General features: G+C 45.2%; 23 protein-coding genes and 1 pseudogene. 17 read left to right on the top strand and 7 right to left on the bottom strand.

Features of this window, described 5'->3' with window-relative positions; genetic code table 11:
• Positions 1–266 precede the first annotated feature (266 nt).
• The 7 genes from G548_RS0110265 (at position 267) to G548_RS0110235 (ending at position 6,907) form a co-directional block, all read left to right on the top strand.
• On the top strand, positions 267–2,324 hold the full coding sequence (locus G548_RS0110265; protein WP_022794070.1) for a BglG family transcription antiterminator: 2,058 nt from the start codon (positions 267–269) through the stop codon (positions 2,322–2,324).
• 36 nt (positions 2,325–2,360) lie between these two features.
• Positions 2,361–2,849: a PTS sugar transporter subunit IIA gene (locus G548_RS0110260; RefSeq protein WP_022794069.1), complete on the top strand. Its 489-nt coding sequence runs from the start codon at positions 2,361–2,363 to the stop codon at positions 2,847–2,849.
• Positions 2,849–3,133 carry a PTS sugar transporter subunit IIB gene (locus G548_RS0110255; RefSeq protein WP_022794068.1) on the top strand — a complete coding sequence of 95 codons (285 nt, stop codon included), beginning with the start codon at positions 2,849–2,851 and terminating at the stop codon, positions 3,131–3,133. Before G548_RS0110260 ends, G548_RS0110255 begins: the two co-directional genes overlap by 1 nt.
• Positions 3,134–3,199: 66 nt before the next feature.
• On the top strand, positions 3,200–4,462 hold the full coding sequence (locus G548_RS0110250) for a galactitol-specific PTS transporter subunit IIC (RefSeq protein WP_022794067.1): 1,263 nt from the start codon (positions 3,200–3,202) through the stop codon (positions 4,460–4,462).
• A 53-nt stretch (positions 4,463–4,515) separates the two neighbouring features.
• On the top strand, positions 4,516–5,547 hold the full coding sequence (locus G548_RS0110245) for a zinc-binding dehydrogenase (RefSeq protein ID WP_022794066.1): 1,032 nt from the start codon (positions 4,516–4,518) through the stop codon (positions 5,545–5,547).
• A gap of 116 nt (positions 5,548–5,663) precedes the next feature.
• On the top strand, positions 5,664–5,831 hold the full coding sequence (locus tag G548_RS19465; protein ID WP_022794065.1) for a hypothetical protein: 168 nt from the start codon (positions 5,664–5,666) through the stop codon (positions 5,829–5,831).
• A 26-nt stretch (positions 5,832–5,857) separates the two neighbouring features.
• The gene (locus G548_RS0110235) at positions 5,858–6,907 is read left to right on the top strand and encodes a galactitol-1-phosphate 5-dehydrogenase (protein WP_022794064.1); all 1,050 of its coding nucleotides are present in this window, start codon (positions 5,858–5,860) and stop codon (positions 6,905–6,907) included.
• 62 nt (positions 6,908–6,969) lie between these two features.
• On the opposite strand, the gene G548_RS19575 is transcribed toward G548_RS0110235, so the two are convergent.
• Complete coding sequence (locus G548_RS19575) at positions 6,970–7,860, bottom strand: universal stress protein (RefSeq protein WP_022794063.1); 891 nt, start codon at positions 7,858–7,860, stop codon at positions 6,970–6,972.
• Between the two features lie 260 nt (positions 7,861–8,120).
• On the opposite strand from G548_RS19575, the gene G548_RS18795 reads away from it, so the two are divergent.
• Entirely contained in the window at positions 8,121–9,008 is an 888-nt protein-coding gene (locus G548_RS18795; RefSeq protein ID WP_051143860.1) for a universal stress protein, read from the top strand.
• A gap of 112 nt (positions 9,009–9,120) precedes the next feature.
• On the opposite strand, the pseudogene G548_RS17875 reads toward G548_RS18795, so the two are convergent.
• The 3 genes and pseudogenes from G548_RS17875 to G548_RS0110210 form a co-directional block, all read right to left on the bottom strand.
• Positions 9,121–10,414 (bottom strand): annotated as a pseudogene (locus G548_RS17875) (acetamidase/formamidase family protein).
• 126 nt (positions 10,415–10,540) lie between these two features.
• Entirely contained in the window at positions 10,541–12,100 is a 1,560-nt protein-coding gene (locus tag G548_RS0110215; RefSeq protein ID WP_022794062.1) for a BCCT family transporter, read from the bottom strand.
• A gap of 227 nt (positions 12,101–12,327) precedes the next feature.
• Positions 12,328–12,585, bottom strand: coding sequence for a hypothetical protein (locus G548_RS0110210; protein WP_156847936.1), 258 nt, complete (start codon positions 12,583–12,585; stop codon positions 12,328–12,330).
• A 207-nt stretch (positions 12,586–12,792) separates the two neighbouring features.
• Between G548_RS0110210 and G548_RS0110205 the strand changes: the two genes are divergently transcribed.
• The 6 genes from G548_RS0110205 (at position 12,793) to G548_RS17870 (ending at position 18,293) form a co-directional block, all read left to right on the top strand.
• Positions 12,793–13,191: a VOC family protein gene (locus tag G548_RS0110205; RefSeq protein ID WP_022794060.1), complete on the top strand. Its 399-nt coding sequence runs from the start codon at positions 12,793–12,795 to the stop codon at positions 13,189–13,191.
• A gap of 211 nt (positions 13,192–13,402) precedes the next feature.
• On the top strand, positions 13,403–14,344 hold the full coding sequence (locus G548_RS0110200) for an alpha/beta hydrolase (RefSeq protein ID WP_022794059.1): 942 nt from the start codon (positions 13,403–13,405) through the stop codon (positions 14,342–14,344).
• A 144-nt stretch (positions 14,345–14,488) separates the two neighbouring features.
• Positions 14,489–14,905: a hypothetical protein gene (locus tag G548_RS0110195; protein WP_156847935.1), complete on the top strand. Its 417-nt coding sequence runs from the start codon at positions 14,489–14,491 to the stop codon at positions 14,903–14,905.
• Positions 14,906–14,956: 51 nt separating this feature from the next.
• Complete coding sequence (locus G548_RS0110190; protein ID WP_022794057.1) at positions 14,957–16,015, top strand: hypothetical protein; 1,059 nt, start codon at positions 14,957–14,959, stop codon at positions 16,013–16,015.
• A 166-nt stretch (positions 16,016–16,181) separates the two neighbouring features.
• On the top strand, positions 16,182–17,354 hold the full coding sequence (locus G548_RS0110185; protein ID WP_022794056.1) for an iron-containing alcohol dehydrogenase: 1,173 nt from the start codon (positions 16,182–16,184) through the stop codon (positions 17,352–17,354).
• 99 nt (positions 17,355–17,453) lie between these two features.
• A complete protein-coding gene (locus G548_RS17870; protein WP_022794055.1) occupies positions 17,454–18,293 on the top strand; it encodes a formate/nitrite transporter family protein in 840 nt (279 codons plus the stop codon).
• A 42-nt stretch (positions 18,294–18,335) separates the two neighbouring features.
• On the opposite strand, the gene brnQ is transcribed toward G548_RS17870, so the two are convergent.
• Positions 18,336–19,661, bottom strand: a complete 1,326-nt coding sequence (brnQ, locus tag G548_RS0110175; RefSeq protein ID WP_022794054.1) for a branched-chain amino acid transport system II carrier protein — start codon at positions 19,659–19,661, stop codon at positions 18,336–18,338.
• Between the two features lie 376 nt (positions 19,662–20,037).
• On the opposite strand from brnQ, the gene G548_RS0110170 reads away from it, so the two are divergent.
• Entirely contained in the window at positions 20,038–20,274 is a 237-nt protein-coding gene (locus G548_RS0110170; protein ID WP_156847934.1) for a hypothetical protein, read from the top strand.
• 145 nt (positions 20,275–20,419) lie between these two features.
• Positions 20,420–20,566, top strand: coding sequence for a hypothetical protein (locus G548_RS19210; protein WP_022794052.1), 147 nt, complete (start codon positions 20,420–20,422; stop codon positions 20,564–20,566).
• A gap of 204 nt (positions 20,567–20,770) precedes the next feature.
• On the opposite strand, the gene G548_RS0110160 is transcribed toward G548_RS19210, so the two are convergent.
• Together G548_RS0110160 and G548_RS0110155 are read right to left on the bottom strand one after the other, a co-directional pair.
• Positions 20,771–21,640 (bottom strand): DMT family transporter, encoded by an 870-nt coding sequence (locus tag G548_RS0110160; RefSeq protein WP_022794051.1) that lies wholly within the window; start codon positions 21,638–21,640, stop codon positions 20,771–20,773.
• Between the two features lie 81 nt (positions 21,641–21,721).
• Entirely contained in the window at positions 21,722–22,717 is a 996-nt protein-coding gene (locus G548_RS0110155; protein ID WP_022794050.1) for a YeiH family protein, read from the bottom strand.
• Positions 22,718–22,894: 177 nt separating this feature from the next.
• Between G548_RS0110155 and G548_RS0110150 the strand changes: the two genes are divergently transcribed.
• Positions 22,895–23,159: helix-turn-helix domain-containing protein (locus G548_RS0110150; protein WP_022794049.1), on the top strand; the 265-nt coding region annotated here is incomplete at its 3' end.

The following is a 23,159-nucleotide window of genomic DNA, read 5'->3' as shown; positions in this document are numbered from 1 at the left end:
TTTAACAGCTGCCGCCGGCGGCTGTTTTTTTGTGGAAAAAAATAAACAAAAATTTCTGAAAAGAAACAGTAAAAAAGCTGCTCTGCTTATTGATCTGTGTATGACGCGCTGCACTTCCTTAAGCCTGTTGTATCAATGTACGAAATTGGTTTGTAGAATGTAAATCACAATATTGTACAGTAAATGTTCAAAGGACTGTGATGAAAACGTATACATTTAGATGGCGGCAGCTGATAGAATAAAAATTAACCAAAGGGGGGAAGGAGATGCCGCTGAGTGAACGGGACAATGAAATATTAAACGAACTAATCCGCAACCCGTCGGTCACTAGCATGGCGCTTGAGGAAAAGCATCAACTGACACGAAGACAGCTGGGCTACAGCATTACTAAAGTGAACGACTGGCTTTTAAGCAAAGACCTTCCGGTTATTGAAAGAACGCGCCAGGGGCATTTCATTATTGATCAGTCTGTTTACACAAATTTTGGTGTGGATGAAGAAATTATTGCAGCTGAAAAACCAATACTCACTGGAAAGCAGCGGACTTATTATCTCATTATGATGCTTGTAGGCAGCGAAGAGCCGCTTTCATTAAATCATTTTACGAGTGAACTGCAGCTGAGTAAAAATACCGTATTGAACGAGCTGAAAGAAGCGCAGCAGTATCTAGATGACTACCAGCTTCTTATTAAATATTCCCGTAAAGAGGGTTATCTGGTAGACGGAAAAGAATTTCAAATCCGGAAATTGTTGATGAATGTGACGTATCAGCTGCTCACTATGCAGGATGGTGCGGCAAGAATCAAAAAAATAGCCGGAATTGACGAGAATGAGCTCGGCGATTACCGCAAACGAATTGAAAATATCGAAAACAAGCTCAGCCTGAAATTCACTGATGAAAAGCTGGAAACAATGCCGTATATATTAGCTTTAATTTTAAAGAGAATTAAAAAAGGCTTTAGCATTAATACATTTTCCATCCAGTATGAAGAACTTTCGGATACGAAAGAGTACCAGGCTACAGAGGAAATATTTAAAAAAAATGAACACATTCCGATGGAAGAGCGGTTGTTTATCACGCTGCATCTTTTAACAGCTAATGTATACAGTACTTCGTTTCCTATGGAAGACGATGTAATTCCGAATTTAGGCGCCGCCACAGACGATATGCTGCGCCAGTTTGAGAAAAGCGCCTGTGTGTATTTACACGAGCGCGACCAGCTGCTTGATAAGCTGCTTCAGCACATTAAGCCGGCATATTACCGTATCAAATACCAGCTGTCGGAAACAGCATTCACACAGGTGCCGCTAAGCAAGGAATTTAAAGCTCTGCATCACCTGGTAAAACAATCCACTGCGCCGCTTGAACAGTTAATCGGCAGCCGGATCCCGGACAGTGAGAGCAGCTTCATTACAATGCTGATCGGGGGCTGGATGAAAAGACAGGGCGAAAGTATTGAAAAGAAAGTAAAAGCCATTGTGGTATGTCCTCAGGGAGTGTCTGTATCAAGACTGATGCTTAATGAGCTGAGTGAGCTTTTCCCGGAATTTGTGTTCCTGGACTCTTTATCTGTACGGGAATTTCTTCACTACCATCTGGAGTATGACATCGTCTTCGCTCCGACGTTTCTCGAGACTGATAAAAAATTGTTTGTAGTAAAAACCTTCTTAGGCAGGGAGGAACGGCAGCGTCTTCGCAAGCAGGTAATGCTCGAGCTGTACGGGTATCTGCCGAACCATCTGGACATCGATGAAATCATTCAGATTATCAGCCGTCACGCTCATATCCATAATGAAAGCGCACTCATAGAAGATATTCAAAGTTATATTAATCAGGACAATGAAAACTCAGTGAATTACAGCATGGGCAAGGCTGAATACAATTTGGATGAATTAATCACTCCAGCTTCCATTACCCTGAAGGATCAAGCGGGCGATTGGGAAGAGGCTGTCAAAATGGGGGCCGGACCACTGCTCGAAAATGGAAGCATTACGGGCGGCTATATAGACAGTATGCTGCGCTATACCGAAGAAGACCCCTACATTGTCATAGGGCCAAATATTGCGATTCCCCACGCTTCTCCGGAGGACGGGGTAAATGAAGTGGGAATGAGTTTGTTAAGACTGAAGGAAGGGGTTCTCTTTTCCGAAGAATACCGGGTCAATCTGGTGATTGTTATTGCTGCTGTAGATAAGCAGAAGCATATTCATGCGCTGATGCAGTTAATGAAGCTTGCAGGCTCACAAACCGCAAGGGATCAAATAACAGCTGCAGATTCGGTCAAAGAGATATATAAAATTATTCAGTCATATTCCAAAGACTGAATAAGCAAAATTTCAATTTCACCAAGGAGGGGCCTAATGAGCGATTTGTATTTTGATACTCCCGTGATTCTATTAGATATGGACGGGGGATCCAAAGAAGAAGTATTGCGGGCAATGGCACAAAATTTAGTGAACAATGGTCTGGTAAAACAAAGCTTCGTTAAAGCAGTGATCCAGAGAGAAAATGAATATGCTACCGGCCTGCCGACAGGCGAAATTGCGGTTGCAATTCCTCACACAGATGTAGAACACGTGCAGCAAAAAGCAATCAGTGTAGGAATACTTAAAGATCCTGTCGACTTTGTCATTATGGGTGACGACACGGAAACGGTTCCGGTCAAAATTGTATTTATGCTTGCCATGGATGAGGCTCACTCCCAGCTGAAGCTTCTGCAGCAGCTTATGCAGGTATTTCAGGACCAAAGTGTTTTAAACGGACTCATCAGTACGTCTGATAAAAAACAGATCAAGCATACAATGGAAGAGAAGTTGGATGCGTTATCACTTAAAGGAGGTGAAAAATAATGGCAAAAAAACAAGTATTAGTAGCATGTGGAGCAGGCGTGGCAACTTCCACAGTTGTTAACGGTGCTATTGAAGATATGGCTAAGGAGCATAAATTATCAGTAGATCTCAAACAGATTAAAATAGCGGAAGTAGAAAGCTACGTTGATACTGCTGACTTACTGGTAACAACGGCTACTATCAAAAAGGAATATCCGTTTCCGGTAATCAATGCACGTTCTTTCCTGACAGGGATCGGAATGGAAGATACCAAACAGGAAATTCTGGATGAATTGAAAAAATAAGAGTACGCCGGTTTCCTGTTAGACGGGAAGCCGGACTCATTATTACAGGTATGAGGGGGAAGTGGCATGCAAGGATTTGTAGATCTTGTACAGGGGTTTCTTGCTCTGGGTGCAACAGTAATTTTACCAGTGGTTATCTTTTTGCTTGGTTTGTTGTTCGGGCAGAAGCCGGGGAAAGCATTCCGGTCCGGTCTGACAATCGGGGTAGCATTTGTAGGGATATTTCTTGTTGTTGACTTACTGGTTAATAACTTAGGGCCGGCAGCGCAGGGAATGGTTGATCGATTAGGAGTTAACCTGGATGTAATTGACGTCGGCTGGCCGGCGACATCATCTATTGCCTGGGCTTCTACGGCGGTAGCAGCCTTTATTATTCCATTGGGACTGCTTGTAAACGTTGTTATGCTTTTGACAAAAACGACGAAAACAATGAACGTGGACATTTGGAACTTTTGGCATTATACCTTTATGGCTGCGGTAGTATATACCGTATCCGACAGCATTATTCAAGGACTTATCGCTGCAGTTATCTTTCAAATTGTCACCTTGAAAATTGCTGACTGGACGGCTCCGATGGTGGAAGACTTTTATGAGCTGCCCGGAGTATCAATCGCTACAGGAAGTACCGTATCGTACGCACCTGGTATTTTTCTCGTAAAAGGGCTGCAGAAGATTCCTGGTATCAACCGGCTCAATGCAGACCCTGACAGTATTCAGAGACGGTTTGGTGTGTTCGGCGAATCCATCTTTATCGGCTTGTTCCTCGGTGTAGCAATTGGCGCCCTGGCTGGCTACAGCGTAGGCGAAGTAATTGAAATCGGCATGGCTATGGCTGCCGTTATGGTGCTGATGCCGCGTATGGTAAAGATTTTGATGGAGGGCTTAATGCCTGTATCAGAGTCAGCCAGAAACTGGTTAAACAAGCACTTCAGCAACAAAGAAATTTATATCGGTCTGGATGCAGCGGTTCTTTTGGGCCATCCATCCGTTATTGCAACTGCATTGATTCTTGTACCAGTCACAGTGGTCCTGGCAGTATTTCTGCCTGGTAACGCTCTGCTTCCTTTCGGGGACCTGGCGACAATTCCATTTGTTGTTGCGTTTATTGTCGGGGCAGCGAGAGGTAATATTATACACTCTGTCTTAGTAGGTACCGTGATGATTGCACTTTCGCTTTACATGGCTACAGATATTGCAAACGTATTTACGACAATGGCTCAAAACGCCGATTTCGACATGCCTGAAGATTCCGCACGTATTTCAAGTATTGACCAGGGCGGAAACCTGATCAACTGGCTCATCTGGAGATTCTTCGAACTGTTTAATTAAACCTCTCTCAAGCAGAACATACATGAAAATTAACACACTGGGAGGATGAAAGCATGAAAGCATTGGTGAAAACCGATTTAGAGCATGGAAGCATCGAAGTGCAGGAAAAGCAGGAGCCGACGCCCGGGAAAGACCAGGTAAAGATCAAAGTAAAGTACGCAGGCGTCTGCGGCACAGATATTCACGCCTACGAAGGTCATTATAAAGTTAGTGCGCCGGTGACGCTTGGACATGAATTTGCCGGTGAAGTCGTAGAAGTCGGAGAGGGAGTCAGCGACTTTAAGCCCGGAGACCGGGTCACCTCAGAAACGACCTTCTATATTTGCGGGGAGTGCCGGTACTGTAAAGCCGGCGATTACAACTTATGCAGCTGGCGCAAAGGGCTTGGCAACCAGTATGACGGTGCATTTGCGAAGTACTTAATTGCCAGAAAAGCGAGTCTTCATCATCTTCCGGAAAACGTTGACTACCAGTCGGCTGCGATGACAGAGCCGCTTGCCTGCACGCATCATGCGGTAGCTAAAACAGAGATCTCGGATGGGGACATTGCAGTCGTCATCGGACCGGGGCCTATCGGCCTGTTTACTGCCCAGGTGGCGCAAAGCAGAGGGGCCAGAGTTATTATAACCGGGCTTACAAATGATAAAGTGCGTCTGGAAAAAGCAAAAGAGCTCGGCATTGATTACGTTGTTAATTCACAGGAAGAGGATCTTCATGAATTCGTCAACAGCGTAACCGATGGGTACGGGGCAGATATCGTTTTCGAATGTTCGGGAGCTGTACCGGCGGCCAAACAGGCAATTGGGCTGCTGCGGAAAAAAGGGCAGTACGCCCAGGTAGGGATTTTTACGACACCGGATATTCAATTTGATTTTGATAAAGTGATTCAAAAAGAAATTCGTGTAGTTGGCAGCCGCAGCCAGAAGCCCGCTGACTGGGAGCCTTCCCTTGAGCTGATGAACAGCGGGCTTGTGAATGCCCGGGCGATGGTCACTCATGAATATGACATTACAGAATGGGATCAGGCCTATCAAAAAATTAAAGACGGAGAAGCTATTAAAGTACTGCTTACGCCTGTGGATTAACATCTGGTGGAAAAGTGCAGACACTAATACATGGAAAGGCAGGGAGCCGGGAAAAAAAGGACTCTCTGCCCGCCGTCAGCGGCAAAAAATATATTAAGAAGGTAAGGAGGCTCACTATGACGGAATTAATGCTTGATTTTATGCTGGGCCCAATGCGTGTAATCGGGGAATTCTATTTTGATCACCAGATGATTTTTAATCCAATCATTGTTGGGGCAGCTTTAATTAAAATATTATTTGGAAAGAAAAAGGCAAAAAATGAACCGGCCAATTCAGAATTGTAATATCGTTACTTTGAAGGGAGAAAAACATGAAAAGTCTTAAACTATACGGACAGCAGGACCTCCGATTCGAAGAAGCTTCAAAGCCGGTAATCGAAAATGCTGATGATGTTATTATTAAGGTGAAGGCTGCAGGCCTTTGCGGCTCCGACATTTCCCGCTACAAAAAGCTGGGCCCTTACGTGGAAGGTATGATTTTCGGCCATGAATTCGCAGGAGAGGTCGTTGAGACCGGCCCCGGGGTATCAGAGGTGCAACAGGGGGACCGTGTGGCCGGATGCCCAACGTTTCGGTGCGGGAAGTGTCTGAGCTGTCAGAAAGGGGAGCTTTCACGCTGTGAAAATCTGACGGTGATCGGAGCCCGCCACCCGGGGTCCTATGCTGAATACGTCAGGCTTCCGGCTGAAAATGTTCTGCCGCTGCCCGGCCAGGTGGATTATGACACTGCTGCGCTCGTTGAGCCTGCTGCTGTCGTGGCTCATGGATTTTACCGTACGAGTATTCAGCCCGGAGCGGAAGTAGCCGTGATGGGATGCGGAAGCATTGGCCTTCTGGCAGTTCAGTGGGCGAAAATATTCGGGGCGAAAAAAGTGTATGCGATTGATATCGATGACGTAAAGCTGCAAACTGCCCGGGAAGTGGGCGCAGACGTATTGATCAATTCAAGTCAGCGTCCAGCCCACGAACAAGTGCAGGAGCATACAGGCGGGTACGGGGTGGACCTTGCGGTAGAATCTGCAGGAGCACCTGCAACTTCGGCCCAGGTACTTGCTCTTCCAGGGAAGGGGGGCGAGGTCGTGTTTATGGGTATTCCGTACGCAGATATTACTATTGAACGTTTTTATTTCGAGCGTATTGTGCGCAATGAGTTAAGAATACTCGGCTCCTGGAACGCGGTATCGTCGCCTTTTCCCGGAAAGGAATGGACATCTGCGCTTCATTATATGGGTACCGGCCAGATTAATGTAAAGCCGATGATCTCACATACGCCAGCTCTTTCAGAGGGGCCAGGGGCCTTTGACGATTTAATTAACGGAAAAGGAAATTATGTGAAGGTCGTTTTTCATCCCGAAAAATAATAAATTAAATAAAAGCGAGGCCGTTTCCCGGGTGAAGGGAGAAAGGCCCCGCTTTTATAATTTTATTGTTCTCCTTCCGGCAGGCGGGCCAGTAAAACGTCACAATCAGCCCGGTGTACGATACCCTCCGAAACGCTGCCGAGGAAAAACCGCTCTGTCGTATTCAGGCCGGAGGCGCCAACGACAATCAGATCGGCTTTATACTTTTTAGCTAAATCCTCCGCAATAACGACCTTAGGAGCTCCGTGGTGAAGCTCTGCTTCTACGTGCTCGAGGCCGGCATTCACGGCTTTTTCCCGGTATTCTTCAAGCATTTTTTCAGAGTAGCTTTCCATTTCGATAAACAGCCCGGTGTCATGCTGCTCCATAGAGGTGAGTACCACTGAATCAATTACATGCGTGATCAGCACAGCTGCATTTTCTTCCATTGCGAGCGCAATTCCTTTTTCAAAGGCATGGGCTGCTTCTTTCGAGCCGTCGATGGCAATGATGATCCTCTTATAGTCACTGTCTGAATCCTTTTTCCGGACGACGAGGACATCGCATTTGGCATTGCGCACGATGCCGGTGGAAACACTTCCCATAATGAAGCGTCCGACTGTTCCAGCCCCGGAGGCGCCGGTAATAATCAAATCGGTCTCATAATCTGGAGCGAGATCTTTAGTAATAATGGTTTTTGGTACGCCGGTTTCCATTATTGTCTGGATATTCACGCCAGCTCCTTCAGCCTCTGCTTTGTACATGTTTAACAATACTTTTCCCTGTTCTCCCGCCGTTTCCATAATAGTCGGTATATATTGAATCAGGCGGTTCAATGTTCTGTACTCCACAACATGGGCGACCGTCAGCTGGCTTTGGTGTTTCCTGGCCAGTGAGAGACTGCGGCGGAATGCCTGCATAGATTCATCCGAACTGTCCACAGCTGTGAGAATATTCTGATAGTGTTTGATCATGATAACGCCCCGCTTTCTTTACAGAAGTAGATTTTCGAGCACGAAATGACCTGAAACAAAAGTGAAATATCTCTCTATCTATCTCCATTATGAAACATATAAGCGAAGAACTCCACTGTATAATTTGGCAAAAAAAGTACAATAGTAAAACTGAAGATAGTGCTATAATAGAGATAGAACTAAGACAGCCGGGCTGGCGAAAGTAAAATTCATTCAGGGCAGCATCCGGCGTTGACGATGATGGATAGGGGGCAGGCAAAATGGAAAAAAGGTACAACCGTATTTTAGTAGCAACAGATGGCTCTGTAGAAGCTGAATTTGCATTGAAAAAAGGAATTGCGCTCGCCAAAGCGTATGATTGTTCATTGGGAATCTGCTACATTATCGACTACAACCATTATAGCCAGGCCCGGCTTCATACTACGGATTTATTACAGGCCTCAAAGGAAAAAGGGGAAGAAATTATTGCTGCCTGCAGAGAAGAAGCCGAAAACGCAGGGCTGACGGATGTAACCGTGTTTTTGGAAAACGGCTCTCCGAGAACTACTATCCCAAAGGACACTGCAAAACGGTTTAAAGCGGACTTGATTCTTTGCGGAGCTTCAGGTATAGGTACATTTGAAAGATTCATTGTTGGAAGCGTTTCCGCAGGTATCGTACGAAATGCAGAGTGTGACGTCTGGGTGGTTAGAAATAAACGGGGGATCAAAAAATATAATAACATTCTGATCGCAGTAGATGACTCAGAAATGTCTGCCAACGCCTTTCGTGCCGGCCTGGCAATGGCAGAAGAAGAAGAAGCGAAGGCCGTGGTCACCCATGTTATTCATACACCGCTCGTTTCATCAGTAGAGAAAACAAGAGGTAACGTCATTGAAATATTTAAGAAAAACGGGAGAAATCTGCTTGAAATATACCGGGAGCTTGCGTTAAAAAGCAACGTTCCCAATGTTTCTTTTGCTTTGGAGTACGGCTCACCGAAAATGGTAATTCCAAAGGATGCTGCGGAAAAATATGAGGCAGACTTAATCGTCTCGGGGGCTTCCGGAGTCAGCAGTGCCGAACGGCTGCTTCTCGGAAGCGTCGGGGAAAGCATCGTCCGTAGAGCGGAATGCGACGTTCTCGTTGTCAGAAATGAACACATTTAAAATACTTTCCCACATTCAGTTTGCCAGTGCAGCTGGTCTATAACAAAGGAAACCCGGCTGGATGGCAGCCGGGTTTTTAATGACCGTGACTATTTAGCAGAAAAGTATAATGTTACTGGTAATTATCTTTCACCGTATGAAGGAGTCCGGCTGTTTCAAGAAGAGGTTCCGGTGCTAAAAAAGTAACAGTAACTACACCGGGGTGTCTTCCAATCTCAATAGAGCCAGTAATGGTTGCCCTGTTCATAATTTCCGGTACAGTGACACCCAGTGCTTTGGCTGCCCGCTGCATTCCGTTTTCTGTTGCTTCATTCAGACTCGCCCCGCTGCCGATAAAAGATACCGGATAAGCTTCTTCGAGCTCATTAACACCCCACTGCCGGGCAAGTTCGAGTGCTTCTTTTTTCTCCTGCTCGCTAAAGGGCTTTGCCGTATAGGGCAGATCCTCAATCACAGGGAGCAGTACCGGGCCATCTAATTTGACGTCTTTTAAAACATTGGCCTGGAGGTGCACAATCCCGGAAACATCGGTGGTATGGCCGGCAATTTCGCCGTCACCCTGCATGGCATGCATATCACCAAGGTAGATGCCGCCCCCCGGGGACTTTAACCGGACAAACTAACACAGCTCCGGCCCGGACACGACTGATATCAAGGTGGCCGTCTGTGCGTTCTTCCAGTTGTGGTTTAGTAATAGCGTACTCGTGGGGGGCGTCAATTAATGCCTGCCCGAAGTCTCCGGCGTTATGGGAATCAGGCAGAGCGCGTGATGGAGTAGTTCCAAGCTGCCCTAAAAAAGGCCTGGTTCTGGCTGCTGCACCGATAATGTCATGAGGAGCAAAGGTTACTACCGGGTTTTGAATCGAATTTTCGGGGGTGTTCATGTAATTTTTTCCGTCGTGGGCAATTTTTTCAGCTGCTTCCTGTGAAAGGGTGAGCCCGATCGATTTATTATCGTTAAAAGCCATCGTGTATGCGTTTGTAAATACAAACGGAGTGATATCCTCACCGCAGTTGGCACACCGGACCGCTTCCTGGCCAATACCTTTAATCACCGTTTTTGGATGCATTTGCCCGCAGCCGGGACATTTTACAGCAACGAATGGATCACCGACAAAACGGCCGTCTACCGCTTTATCATTACCGGAGGCTGTGGCTTGAGAGGTAATTTCAATAGATTTGATCCGGATAGCAACAGCATCGCCGACTTCTGCACCTTCGACATACACCGGCTTTGTCACCTCATGGCCGCCGCGAAGGGCAGGGGTGATCATCGGCCCCCAGCACCCGGGGGTGGTGTTGGCAACAATGCGGCCGCCGTCTTTAACTTTATATTCCATTTCAAGAGCCGGATCGAGCATGCCATCTGTAAAGGTATTAACGTATACGGTTTGCTTGGCATCCATACTATTCACTCCCTGTGTTAGAATATTCTAACTTTAACACGGAAGAGGGAATTAGCCCAGCAGCTGCTTTTCATCGTAATGCAAAAGGCCGGGTATCCTTTATGGGGATACCCGGCAAAAATTTTCTTATTCTCTTACGTTGTGGATCCATGCTTTGTCCTGATCTATCATTTTCTTTGCTGCTGCAATTGTCAAAAACTGTATGACAATGATTGGCAGCCCCATCAGCCCTGAAAGTACTTCAAGCGGAGGAAGGCCTCCAATTCTCATTAAGATTAAAGCGAGGGTGGTGATGATGGCAGCGACCAAAATGCGAAGAAATTTAGAAGGCTCATTTTTACTCATATCTTCGGTGCTTGCATACGCTGAAATAGTATACGTCGTAGAATCAAGGGTCGTAGTTAAGAAAATCAATGCGACAACCATAAATATGATCAGAGCAAGACCAGAGAGTGGCAGTGTAGTTAAAATTGCCGGTATAGCTGCCATATTACCCTGATTTTCCACGATGCTGAGCACATCGAGGTTGCCATTTAAAAATCTGTCTACACCCAGTCCGCCGAGAACTCCTGTAGCTATCCAGGAGATAATCGTTGGAGCGGCTAAGTACGTCATGATCATTTCTTTAATGGTGCGTCCCTGGGAGATTTTCGCGGCAAATACGCTGTGCAGCATCGCCCAGGTAGCGTTATAAGCGAACCAGAACACGGTATTGCTTTTTATATAACTGGCTTCTCCGGAAGAAAGGGCTTCAGTATAAAAGGAAATGTTAATATAGTTAGTCATAAGAAAGCCGAGGCTGCCGGTGAAATAATCCAAAATAAATATCCCCGGGCCGGCCACCATAATAAACAGAGCGAATATTCCCGCCAGGTACATGTTAAACGTACTAAGGCGTTTGATGCCCTTTTCGATCCCAAGATAGGCGCTTAGAGAAAACATGAACACCCAGATGAGTGTTACGATCAGTGTAAGGCCAAAGCTTATTTCGATTCCCAGCAGCTCTGCGAGGTTGTTGGTAATGATCGGGGAGCCAAGCCCGAGCGTCACTGCAGCGCCTGCAAGAATACTGATCAGAAAAATAACATCTAAAAATTTACCGCCAAGGCCATCGGTAAACCGGTCACCAAAAAGCACGCGGCATGCTTCAGAAATACGCATTAACGGGCGTTTACGCACATGAAGAATGTAGGCCATCGCTGGCGCCGCCATAACGAAAATAGCAAATGTCTGAAAGCTCCAGAGAAACATGCTGTAGGAGTTCCCCCACATCAGGGCCTGTGTGGAACCGGCTTCTACACCGGTTGGCGGGTCGCTTGCTACGGAGGTCCACTGCACCATTCCGGTACGCATAATAGTGGAGCCGAGCCCCATAGCAATTAGAATCGACGCGTATTCGAATAGTGAAAAACGCGGTTTTTCCAACGGATCCCCCAATACAACTTTTCCATATTTGGAAAAAGAGAAATAAAGGCCGGCAGCAAGAAGTATTAAACCGTACCAAAGGTAGCCCCATGTAAATACTTCCACAAGGGAATCGAAAATCCCATTTAAAACTTCCATGCTTCGTGTTTCGTACAAAGCAAGCGGTATACAGATTGCAATGATGATTAAAAGTGCCGGAACAAAAATCCGGTAATCAATCAGCTTTAATTTTGACTGCTGATCATTATTCTGTTCACTCATTGATATCCCCCTTTTTATTTTGTCTTTTCATGATGGCTGTGAAAATTAAGGAATGCAGAAAACAAATAAATCACAATAAATCCATATGAAAAATATCAATAATCCTCTTCTTCCTCAAAAAACAGCTGAATAAACTAAAGCATGAATGTTATTTACCCATTTACATTTAAAAATAACAATCAAAAAAAACAGCAGCGCCAGGACGAACGCTGCTGAAAAAATTATATTTAAATTGATCCCAAAAGAAAAAGCAGAGCAGTTACGCCCGAAGTATTTAATATAACGAGAAGCACCTTCCGCCATCTTTTATAAAATACCTGTTCATAGTAAAAATAATGAATGATAAACACGCTGACAAAAGAAATGTAGACAGGAATATGGAGCATTCCTGCAAGAGCAAAGAAGCAGCCGGCCGAAAGCAGCAGGGCCGGAAATTCCACCGTTGCTGCCGCTATCAGCCACGGCAGACTCATCTTTGTATTCACGGCCATCATCCATCATCCGTTCTACTGAATTTTCTTTTAGTGTAAGGCAGCAGGCATAAAAGGAGGATAGGGCCATATATATAATTTTTACAAAGATAAAATCATTTGGTTGGCAGGCGGCGAAAAACTAAGCCTGGAGTCCTGCTTCAAAGATTCTTATCCAGGGAACATAAACAAAAAGAGTTAAAATAAAAGGAGCGGGTACCAATGGCGGCAATTAAACCTTTTCTTATGTTTCAGGGGGATGCAGAAGAAGCACTTAATTATTATGTGAGCCTGCTTGATGAAGCAAAAATAGTAAGCTTAAGCCGGTATGGGCCGCATGAATCCGGTAAAGAAGGGAATGTTATGCAGGCCGTGCTTTCGCTGCAGGGCCAGGAATTCATATGCATGGACAGTAACGTGAAGCACGATTTTACGTTCACGCCTTCCTTTTCACTTTTTGTTAACTGTGAATCGGATCAGGAAATTGAGTACTTGTACAATCATCTTTCCGAGGGTGGTAAAAAGCTGATGGCTTTAAAAGATTACGGATTCAGTAAACGCTTCGCCTGGATCCAGGATAGATTTAATGTTTCCTGGCAGCTGAATCTGTCTTCTGATTAACAGAGGCGCAATGTGAGAGGCCTGTTTTGGCTGAAAAGTATACCTTGAAAAAGCTTTTCTGTTTTTCATTTATTAATTGTAGATAAATACAGCAGCCCTTATAATAAAAATATCAGCAATGCCAAGCCTTTTGGGAAATTTTGAAAGCGTATACAATTAATGCTTATTGTAATACAGTTTATGTCACCAGCAGAAAGCAGGAGAGCCGGAAATGAAAGAAAAAATTCAGAATGAATTGCACACAGTACTGGATGGGCTGCCGGAAATGAAGTTTTCCACCCGGGAAGAAATCAGAAACAGCCGTGTATTAACGAAGCAGGCATTTGAGGGAGAGGCGCCCATCAGCCGCAGTAAAGTAAGGATCACAGACAAACACATTCCCGGCCATGAGGAAGGACAAAATATACGGGTTCGTATATATGAGCCGGGGATGCCGGTAAAAACAATTTCTCCAGGCTTGTATTGGATCCATGGAGGCGGATATTTGAGCGGCACGCCGGAAATGAATGATGAGTTGTGCGAAAGGTTTGTGCTCGAAGCAGGGTGTGTGGTGATTTCTGTGGCCTACCGGCTCGCCCCGGAGCATCCGTTTCCGGCCGGGGTGGAGGACTGCTATGCTGGTCTTAAATGGGCGGCCGGACACGCCGGTGAACTTGGGATAGATGCAGAACGCATTGGAGTAGCCGGCCACAGCGCCGGTGGGGGGCTGACAGCAGCTGTCTCCTTGATGGCAAGAGACCGGAGCGGACCGGCGATAGCTTTTCAAATGCCGCTCTGCCCAATGCTGGATTATAGAAATGTTACTGTTTCAAGCCGGGAAATCACGGACACAAGGGTGTGGAACTATTACTCCAACCAGGCAGCGTGGAAAGCCTATCTCGGTGATCATAATGAAGACATTTCCGCTTACGCTTCTCCAGCCCTCGCAGAGGATCTTTCCGATCTTCCCCCCGCCTATACGATGGTAGGAAGCGCGGATCCGTTTCGCGATGAAACGATAGAATATATTTTGCGATTAAGCCAGGCCGGAGTGCAGGCAGAGTTCCACCTGTACCCGGGTTGCTTTCACGGCTTTGAAGGCATTGCCCCGCAGGCAGAAGTCAGCCAGCGGGCGGTCAGAGGATATATAGATGCTTTAAAGAGAAACCTGTAACAGCTCTACAATAATGAACCCCGGCATGCCAGCCGGATTATAGCACGGAGCCTCCTGAAACCTTCAGGAGGCTTTATTATGTGACCAGGACCGGATGATTTTCTGATAGATGCTGAGAGGTAAAATTGAGTCGTTAGTAGAAGGTTGAAAGTCTTTTGGAAAGGTAATGGTATAATTAAGATAAAAATAAAAGGGAAAATCCGTCACGGTGAAAAAACATTCATCTGTAAGGAGATGTTAATCGTGTTAGTTCTTCCTGGACGAATAGTAAATATCCGTATTCCGTTAGATGAGCAGGCTTCAGGGGAGAAAAAAGACGGAACATATACCTTCGGGTTTCAATTTCCACAGTGGCAGGGTAAAGGACGATATGCCAACGGTGTGAAGAAAAGAGCGCGCATGATTTTTTATGTAAAAGATGAAAATGAGCAGCTAATGTTTCAATATCCAATTACAGAAATTCAACGGCATGATCACTGCGTAATTTCGACAAGGTATGAAAAGCGGATTCCTGAAGAATTTCAAAAAGAAATCCGGCAGATTATTATTCATTTTGTCTAAATAAATACAACAATACATTCTCGATGGAGAGAATTGAAAAGAGGGATTGCATTGGCTAAAAAAGAACAATCATCAGAGGAGCAGGCAAATGTTGTCATCACAAATGAGGACGGAGAAGATGAAGAAGTAGATCTTTACATGATGAGCGTGAAAGATATAAAAGCTCTTGCCGAAGAAAGCGGTCTCGAATTATCTTCTACTAAAAAACAGGACATGATTAATGAAATCATGAACGAGGTGGAAAACGAAGACAGCGGGGAAGAAGAGGAGTCGGAAGACGAAGAAAATCAGGGTCAGCAGGAAGAGAGCGACGAAGAGCTTCCTGAGGAAGAAGAGCAGGAAGAACCGAGCAGCGAAAATGATGAGAAGGATGCCTCATCAGAAGAAGAGAAAGAGCAGGACCACGCAAACGTGGTTATTACAAATGAAGATGGTGAAGATGAAGAAATCGATTTATATACGCAGAGTATAGAATATATTCAGGCTCTTGCTGAAGAGAGCGGCCTTGAGCTCTCCTCAACAGATAAACAAGGAATGATTGATGAAATCATGGCTGAGGTTAACAGCGGCGAAAGCGGGGAGCAGTCCGAAGAAAATACAGGAGAGGCTTCTGAGGAACAAGAGCAGGAAGCGGCAGACAGTGAGGAAGATGCGGATGAAGATTCTTCAGAAGCGGACAGCAGTGAACAAGAAACGTCAGATGAAGAAGAACAGGAAGAGCCTGCTGCAGAAGAAGACGATACGCAAGAAGAAGCAGACTCTTCGCAGGGACAGGAGAGTTCGTCAGAAGATCACGAAGAAGAAACAGAAGAAAACAGTGGTGAAGTGGAACAGGAAGAACCTGCAGCCGAAGAGGACAATACAAAAGAAGGTTCTTCGTTTATTTCCAAAGAAGCGACCAGCCAACTCCTCGAAGACGTAAAGCATTCGCTGATTGACGAACTAAAAGATGATTTATATGAAGATGTAAAGCAGGAGCTCGTGCAACAGCTGCGTAATGAGCTGATCGGGGATTCTGAAAGTGATCTGTTGAATGAAATTAAGTCTGAGGTCATGGAAAGTGTCAAAAAAGACTTGAACAGCGCACTTGCAAAAGATGAGTCTGCATAAAAAGGCCCGCTCCCGGGTCTTTTTTTATGCTTATACCCGGGGGAATACCTCTTTGATGTTTAATATGTCCGGCTAAAAGGAAAAGCTTAACTTGTAGTTAAAATAGATGTGCATCAATCACACCAGACATCTTCGTTTAGCTTAAAACAACAAGGAGGCTTCACCAATGAGCAGATTTACGATTCCAAGAGACATCTATTTTGAAGATAATGCGCTTGAAGTACTGCGCACATTTGAAGGAAAAAAAGCCACGCTCGTTATTGGCGGCGGCTCAGTGAAAAAAAACGGTAATTTAAACCGCATCCAGGAGCATCTTGCTGCAGCAGGCATCGAAACTGAAGTTCTGGAAGGGTATAATACAGAACCAACTGCAAAAATGGTTAAAGAAGGAGCGGAAGAAATGCGTTCCTTTGCTCCTGACTGGATTATAGGTATCGGCGGTGGTTCCGCAATGGACGCCGCTAAAGCGATGTGGCTCTTTTACGAGCATCCTGAGCTTTCCTTTGAGGATGCCACGAAGCCTTTTGAATTGCCGCGTCTCCGCCAGAAGGCGAAATTTGCCGGCATTCCTACGACAAGCGGCAGCGGTTCTGAAGTTTCCAACCTTTCAGTAGTGGCGGACGAAAAAACAAACGTCAAGTATCCGCTTGCAGACTTTGGCCTGACACCGGACATTGCTATTATTGACCCTGTCATGGTGGAAGATCTGCCGAAGCATATTGCCGCTTACACGGGTATGGATGCTTTCACCCATACTATTGAATCTTACGTAGCTAAGCCGCGGACGTTATATACTAACATTCTTGCTCTCGGCGGTGCCGAAGTGATTAAAGATAATTTGAAAGCATCGTATAACGGCGATCATGAAGCCGGAAAGCAGATGCACAGCATTCAGGCGATGGCCGGTATGGCATTTGCGAACGCGGTACTTGGAAATGTGCACAGTCTCGCTCATAAAAGCGGACCTACGTTTGATATTCCCCACGGCTATGCCAATGCGATCTATCTTCCGTATGTCATTGAGTTCAACCGTGCAGTGGTAGAAGACCGCTATGCAGAAATTGCGCGTCGCCTGCATTTAAAAGGGCAGACAGATAAAGAATTGACAGATTCGCTTGTAGAGTATATTTTTGAACTCAACAAAGATTTAGGATTAGCTGTTACGCTTGAAGAATTCGGTGTCCCTGAAAAAGATTTCGAAGAGCATCTGGATACAATGGCTCAAAATGCACTAAGCGATCCATGTACCGGCACCAATCCACGGGAAACCTCCTTCGAACAGATGAAGGACTTGTTCAAGGCTTCGTATTACGGAAAAGAAGCTCTGGTAAAAGGCTGAGTATAAAGGAAAAAAGATGAACCGGAAGCCCCGATTGTTTCGGGGTTTTTCCTTTGGTACTGCTCCTGCGGCAGAGATCAGGAGAAGGAGAGATGTGTTATGCCGAAAGAACAAAAGCTCGGGGCAACCGACCGGCAGTATAAAGAACCGCCCGAGGTGGTACAGGCGTTTGGAGAAAATGGACGCAACCACTTAAGTAAGGAATTCAAAGCGCAATTTCTGCTGGCGATACTGGCAGGATCGTTCATGACCTTCGGGGCGGTATTTTCGATTCTCCTTGCAACAGGCGTAGAAGCGAAAGGGCTGTACTATCTATTGTCAGGACTTGGTTTTACGGCAGCTTATGTCATGGTATTTTTATCCGGCGCTGTATTATTTACAGAAATTAACATTCTACTTCCGAGTTACTTATTCCGAAAGCCGAGTGTCTACTTTATGCCTATTGCAAGGTTCTGGCTTGCTACTTACATCGGCAATATTGTCGGTGCATTATTCGTTGCAGCAGTCATTCAGCTTTCCGGCTCCTTGACTTCGGAATTTTACGGAGAGTTGCAGGTGTATCTATCGGACAAGATGAAATTTAAAGATTCTGGCGGAATTGGTTGGTTCCAGGTCGTTTTGTCCGGTATTCTGGCTAACTGGTTAATCGGCATGGCATCGTTTCTCACGACAGCTGCGAGAGATGTTACAGGTAAAGTAGTGGCGACTGCGCTTCCGGTCATTCTATTTGTGGCCGGTAATTTTCAGCACAGCGCGGCGAACATGGGCTACTTCAGCATGGGGGTATTTGCAGATACTGAGTATGCCTGGTATGAATACCTGTTGTTTAATTTAATACCGGCAAGTATTGGAAATTTAATCGGCGGAGCCCTCCTTGTTTCTCTGCTGTTCTTGTTTGCCTACAGGGAAGAACTTCGTGATAGCGACGGTATTGAATAGAAAAAACTGCTCCTGAAAAAGGGGCAGTTTTTTTATGGGATATTATTTTTCATGAAAGGAAGTCTTTTGCGTGGAGTGGGAAGGCATAAGCCTGTCGAGAAGATATCCGGCGGCAGCTCCGATAAACGCAGGCACCACCCAGCCGAGTCCCTGCTCAAAAAACGGCGAGGTCTGAAGAATACTTGTGACAGCCGGGACAAAGACTCCTATACTTGAAAGCCCTTCGTAAAGCGCAAAGATCCCTGTAAAGATAATTGAAAGCTGATACATTAGTGAACCTTCACCAATAACAGGGCGCAGAAGTGAAAGTACGATGAGTACAATAGCAAGCGGATAAATAAATACGAGTAAAGGAACTGCGATGCTTAAAATTAAAGACAATCCTAAATTAGTAACCAGCATCCCGATAAATGTAAAAAGAACGACAAACGATTTATAGGCAATGCGGGGCATTATGCTGTGAAAAAATTCAGAGCATGCCGTTATCAGGCCGACGCTGGTGGTCAGGCAGGCAAGCAGAACGATCACACCAAAAAAGAAGCTGCCGGATGGTCCGAAAAGCATGGCTGCGGCAGGTTCAAGAATGCCGGCCCCGTCAGTAATCCCTTCCTGCTGTGACATCCGGGCACCGATCCATCCAAGCGAAACATAGACTATAGAAAGGCCGATCCCAGCTACTGCAGTAGCTGCTGCAGCGCCGGACATCAGTTCACGTTTAGAAGACGCCCCGTGGGTGCGCAGGCTGTTAACAATCACCATTCCGAAGGCAAGGGCACCGAGAGCATCCATCGTCAGATACCCTTCTAGAAATCCTCCAATAAAAGGAGAATTATTATAAGGGGCTTCAGCTGAAGAAGAATTTGTATCGAAAATAAAAAATGCCCGTACAAATAGAGCGGCTAAAGTAACGAATAGAATAGGCGTCAGCCATTGGCCCAGGCGATCGACTATTTTTTCAGGATTTAAGCTCAGCCAGAGAGCAACTGTGAAAAAGATTAAGGAGAAAAGTAAAAGTGTCCACCAGGTCCCGATACCCGCTGCTGGCACAAAACCGATTTCATAGGCAACGTTAGCAGCCCTGGGAATTCCATATAAAGCTCCGATGGATAAATAAATCAGTACAGCAAACAACAGGCCGAACATGGGATGGACTCTGCTTCCCATGCTGATAAGTCCGTGTCGTGCCTGCACGACTGCCAAAATAGCAAGGATGGGGAGAAGTACTCCTGTAAATAGAAAACCAAGGATAGCAGAAGTGAAATTGTCACCTGCAGAATAACCAAGAAATGGCGGGAAGATTAAATTACCCGCTCCAAAAAATAACGAGAAAAGCATAAAACCGATAAAAAGAATACGCGACTTTTTCATACCAGCGCCTCCTGAGTGTAAGTAAGATCGCCACACAACGCAAAAAACCCGCTTCCAAAAGGAAACGAGTCAAATTCTTAAGAGAGTCCCTGAAATATCATGCTGCACTTGGCTCACCTTGTGAGAAAATGACTATATACGGTAAAGCATTATGTAAGATTAATAATCATTCTACAATGTAACGCGGATCTGACTGAAAGTAAACTGTAAACATGCATAAAAACAACAAAAATTGCTGAAAACGGATACGCAGAAAAATTATAAAAAATTAGAAGGAAAATTAGGGATATTAATGATTTTAAGTGTATATCGTTTATAATAGGGTATATATGCATAGGTCCAATATCACTTGGAGGCGAGAACTATGGGGAGAGGTATGAATTGGGTTAAAAATCATCAGTTTTGTTCTACAGTAGAAGAGCATGATGACATTGTTATTTTGGAAGTGCCTTATACAGCTAGCAATGAACAGTGGGAAGAAATACAGGAAATTATTAATGTTCTTCATGATCACGGGTATGTAGAGGGCCAGACCAAACGTATCGATCAGCTGCAAATTGAACTTGTGGGTTTTAAAATCCCATGGAGCCAGCAAAGAACGAATTCCGGATAAATTAAATAACAAAAATAACCATTTGATGAACAAAAGATTAAAGAAATTACGTTTAAGTTACAAGTGGATAATAAAACACAAAAATCGTATTTGGGTTGATATGATAGTATTTAATTAATTATTACGGGGAAAAGAGGTCTGCAATTTGCGAAACCCAATTGTATTAATGATGGTAATGGGACTTTCTATGTTTTATATTATTGTGCCGTTTATGAATATTGAGCAAATGCCGACCGTGCTGACAGGCGTGCAGCAGATTATGAAATCTATTACCTCCATCAGTTTTTTATAATATACGTGCCGTACAGGTCTCTCTGCTTATATGCAGGAGGCTTTTTTATTATTTTTAAAATAAAGAAATGCACATTTAGGCAAGGTATCGAGAGGGGAGGGCCGGGGGAAATAAATAACGAAGCTTATATGCTGGATTATTTTGAAACTTAAATTGACACCTGCTGAACAACGAAAAGCAGCCCCCCTCCCGGGAGCTGCTTTTTTAGGCAGACTGGCGCACGCTGAACGCAGTAATGGAAACCAGAATAATAACGATGCCCAATGCCTGAATGATTGCCAGGCTGTCTCCAAGCAGAACTACTCCAAACAAAGAAGCAGTGACCGGCTCTGCCATGGCAACCATTGAAGCAGTAACCGGGGTCGTCAGCTTTATGCCGATAACATACAGTACAAAGGAAATGCCTGCACCAACGAGCCCGAGCAGCAGGAACCACCCAATGTCACTGGAGGTCAAAACAGATACTGCTTCCTGTTGGTCGACAAACATCAAAAGAATTACACAAAAAACAAAAAAAGCGATCGTTAAAGAGGTTTCGGGCCTGCCGACTGCAGAGGCGTATTTAAATCCGAAAATAAACAACGCATACGAAAGACCGGCCCCAAGGCCGGCAGCGGCGCCTGCAAGTGTAACCGAAGAACCGCCCGTGTCATAAGCACCTGTCAGGAGGAAAATTCCTACAAGCACTACTGCAATACATCCCCACTTGAAAAAAGTAGAGGATTCCTGCTTTAGAAAAAAAGAAATCAAAAATACAAATATAGGTGCGGTATACATTAGCGTGGCAGCGATGGCTACGCTTGAGGCCTCAATACTGAGGAAGTAAAAGGTGAAATTGCCGGCGACGCCCGCCCCGGCGAGAGCAGCCCATATAAATAATCGGGTGGAGGGGGATCCGGTCTTTCGAATCCGTAAAAGGAACCATATAAAAATACAGACAAAACCAACGGCTCCCCGGTAAAAGGAAATGACTAACGGGTCCCAGCCCTTATGTAAAAGTATATCTGCCAATCCACCTGAAATACCCCATAGTATCGCGGCCAGTACTACTAAAATCGTGCCTGAAAATTTCATGGTCAGCCTCCGCGATAGTGTGAATATAACTGTTTACCCTGTAAACAGCTGCTTCAAACGGATGCTGCAGCGCCGGTCAGATTAAAGCATAGCTTCGATAAGCACGTAGCCGAGAAAAGATAATAAAAGCGAACCGCATATTGTCACGATAAACATTTTTAAACTAATTGTTTTAAAAGACGCGGCAGGCATCTGCATACCAAAGCCAGCCATTGCCATGCCCAGGAAAACATATGAAGCTGAGACCATAAAAGCAGCTGCGGAATCGCTGAGCAGATTAAAGGTATTGGCCAGGCTCACTGCTAAAAATCCGAAAATAAACCAGGGCACCGGGATCGCATGTGAACCCCGGTTTTCTTTGCGGCTTTGAAGCGTGGCCACTGCAAGTGCTACTGGGATTAGAAGTGCGACTCTCGTTAATTTGATTATCAGGGCGTGGTCCTCCGACACTGTACCTCCTGCTTCGGATGCTGCTATTGCGTGAGCCACTTCATGAAGAGTCCCGCCGGACAAAACACCGTATTCATACGCGTTCATCCCCAGAAATGGAAATAGAAAAGTATAGGAAATGGAAAAAATAGTCCCAACAACTGCAATAATCGCGATGCTCGCAGTAGTTGTTTTTTGTTCTGCTTTTACAATTGGTGCGATGGCTGCGATAGCTGAAGCTCCGCAGATAGCTGTACCGCAGGCTGTTAACAGGCTGAGTGTTTTATCTATCCTTAAAGCTTTGGCAGCAAAGTAAATAAAGAGAAGCGTAATTAGCAAACCGGAAGCAGCAATAAAAAAAGCGTTAAACCCGGCTTCGTAAATATCTCCTAGATGCAGGCGCGCACCGAGGAAAATAATGCCGAGGCGGAGCAAATGCCTGCTTGAAAAAGTGATCCCCGAAAGCGCCCGCTCAGGTACGCCGGCAGTAAACCGCCAAAATACACCTAAAAGTATTGCAGTAACGAGTGCCCCCATCGCTGAGAAGGGAGCGATCTCTGCAAGTGCACTGCTGAGTACAGCAGCAATAAAGGTAAAGATGAGTCCGGGCCATAGCATTGGAACGGAAGAAACAAGTCGTTTCATCATTCTTCAACTCCTAATTGTTAATGCTATTGTACTCCTGGACTTTTTATTATAAAAACAAATATATATAATATAATTAATTAATATTTTTAATAAACAGGGGGCATATGAGGTGATATGCTCCCCTTTAAGTAGACAGATGAAATAAATCATCTGTTTTGCTTAGAGGGGAGCATTTTTATGCCTTATCGAGGATATACGACCGAGCAGAAAATAGAAATCATCCACGCTTTTGATCAGAGGACAATGAATATGGCTGAGTTTTGTCGTCATTGGGACATCAACGAAAAGACGTTAAGGGGATGGATCGATCGGTACGAACGCCATGGAGCCGAAGCGCTGACGAAAGCCACCCAGTGGAAGCGGTATCCCCCGGAATGGAAACAAGAAGCTGTGGAAGCGTACCTGAATGAGGGGATATCCCAGCGGGATATTATTAACCTCT

Source organism: Marinococcus halotolerans DSM 16375 (assembly GCF_000420725.1).
GTDB lineage: Bacteria > Bacillota > Bacilli > Bacillales > Marinococcaceae > Marinococcus > Marinococcus halotolerans.
Note: the sequence above shows the minus strand (reverse complement) of the source record. Positions and strands in the feature narration are given on the sequence as shown.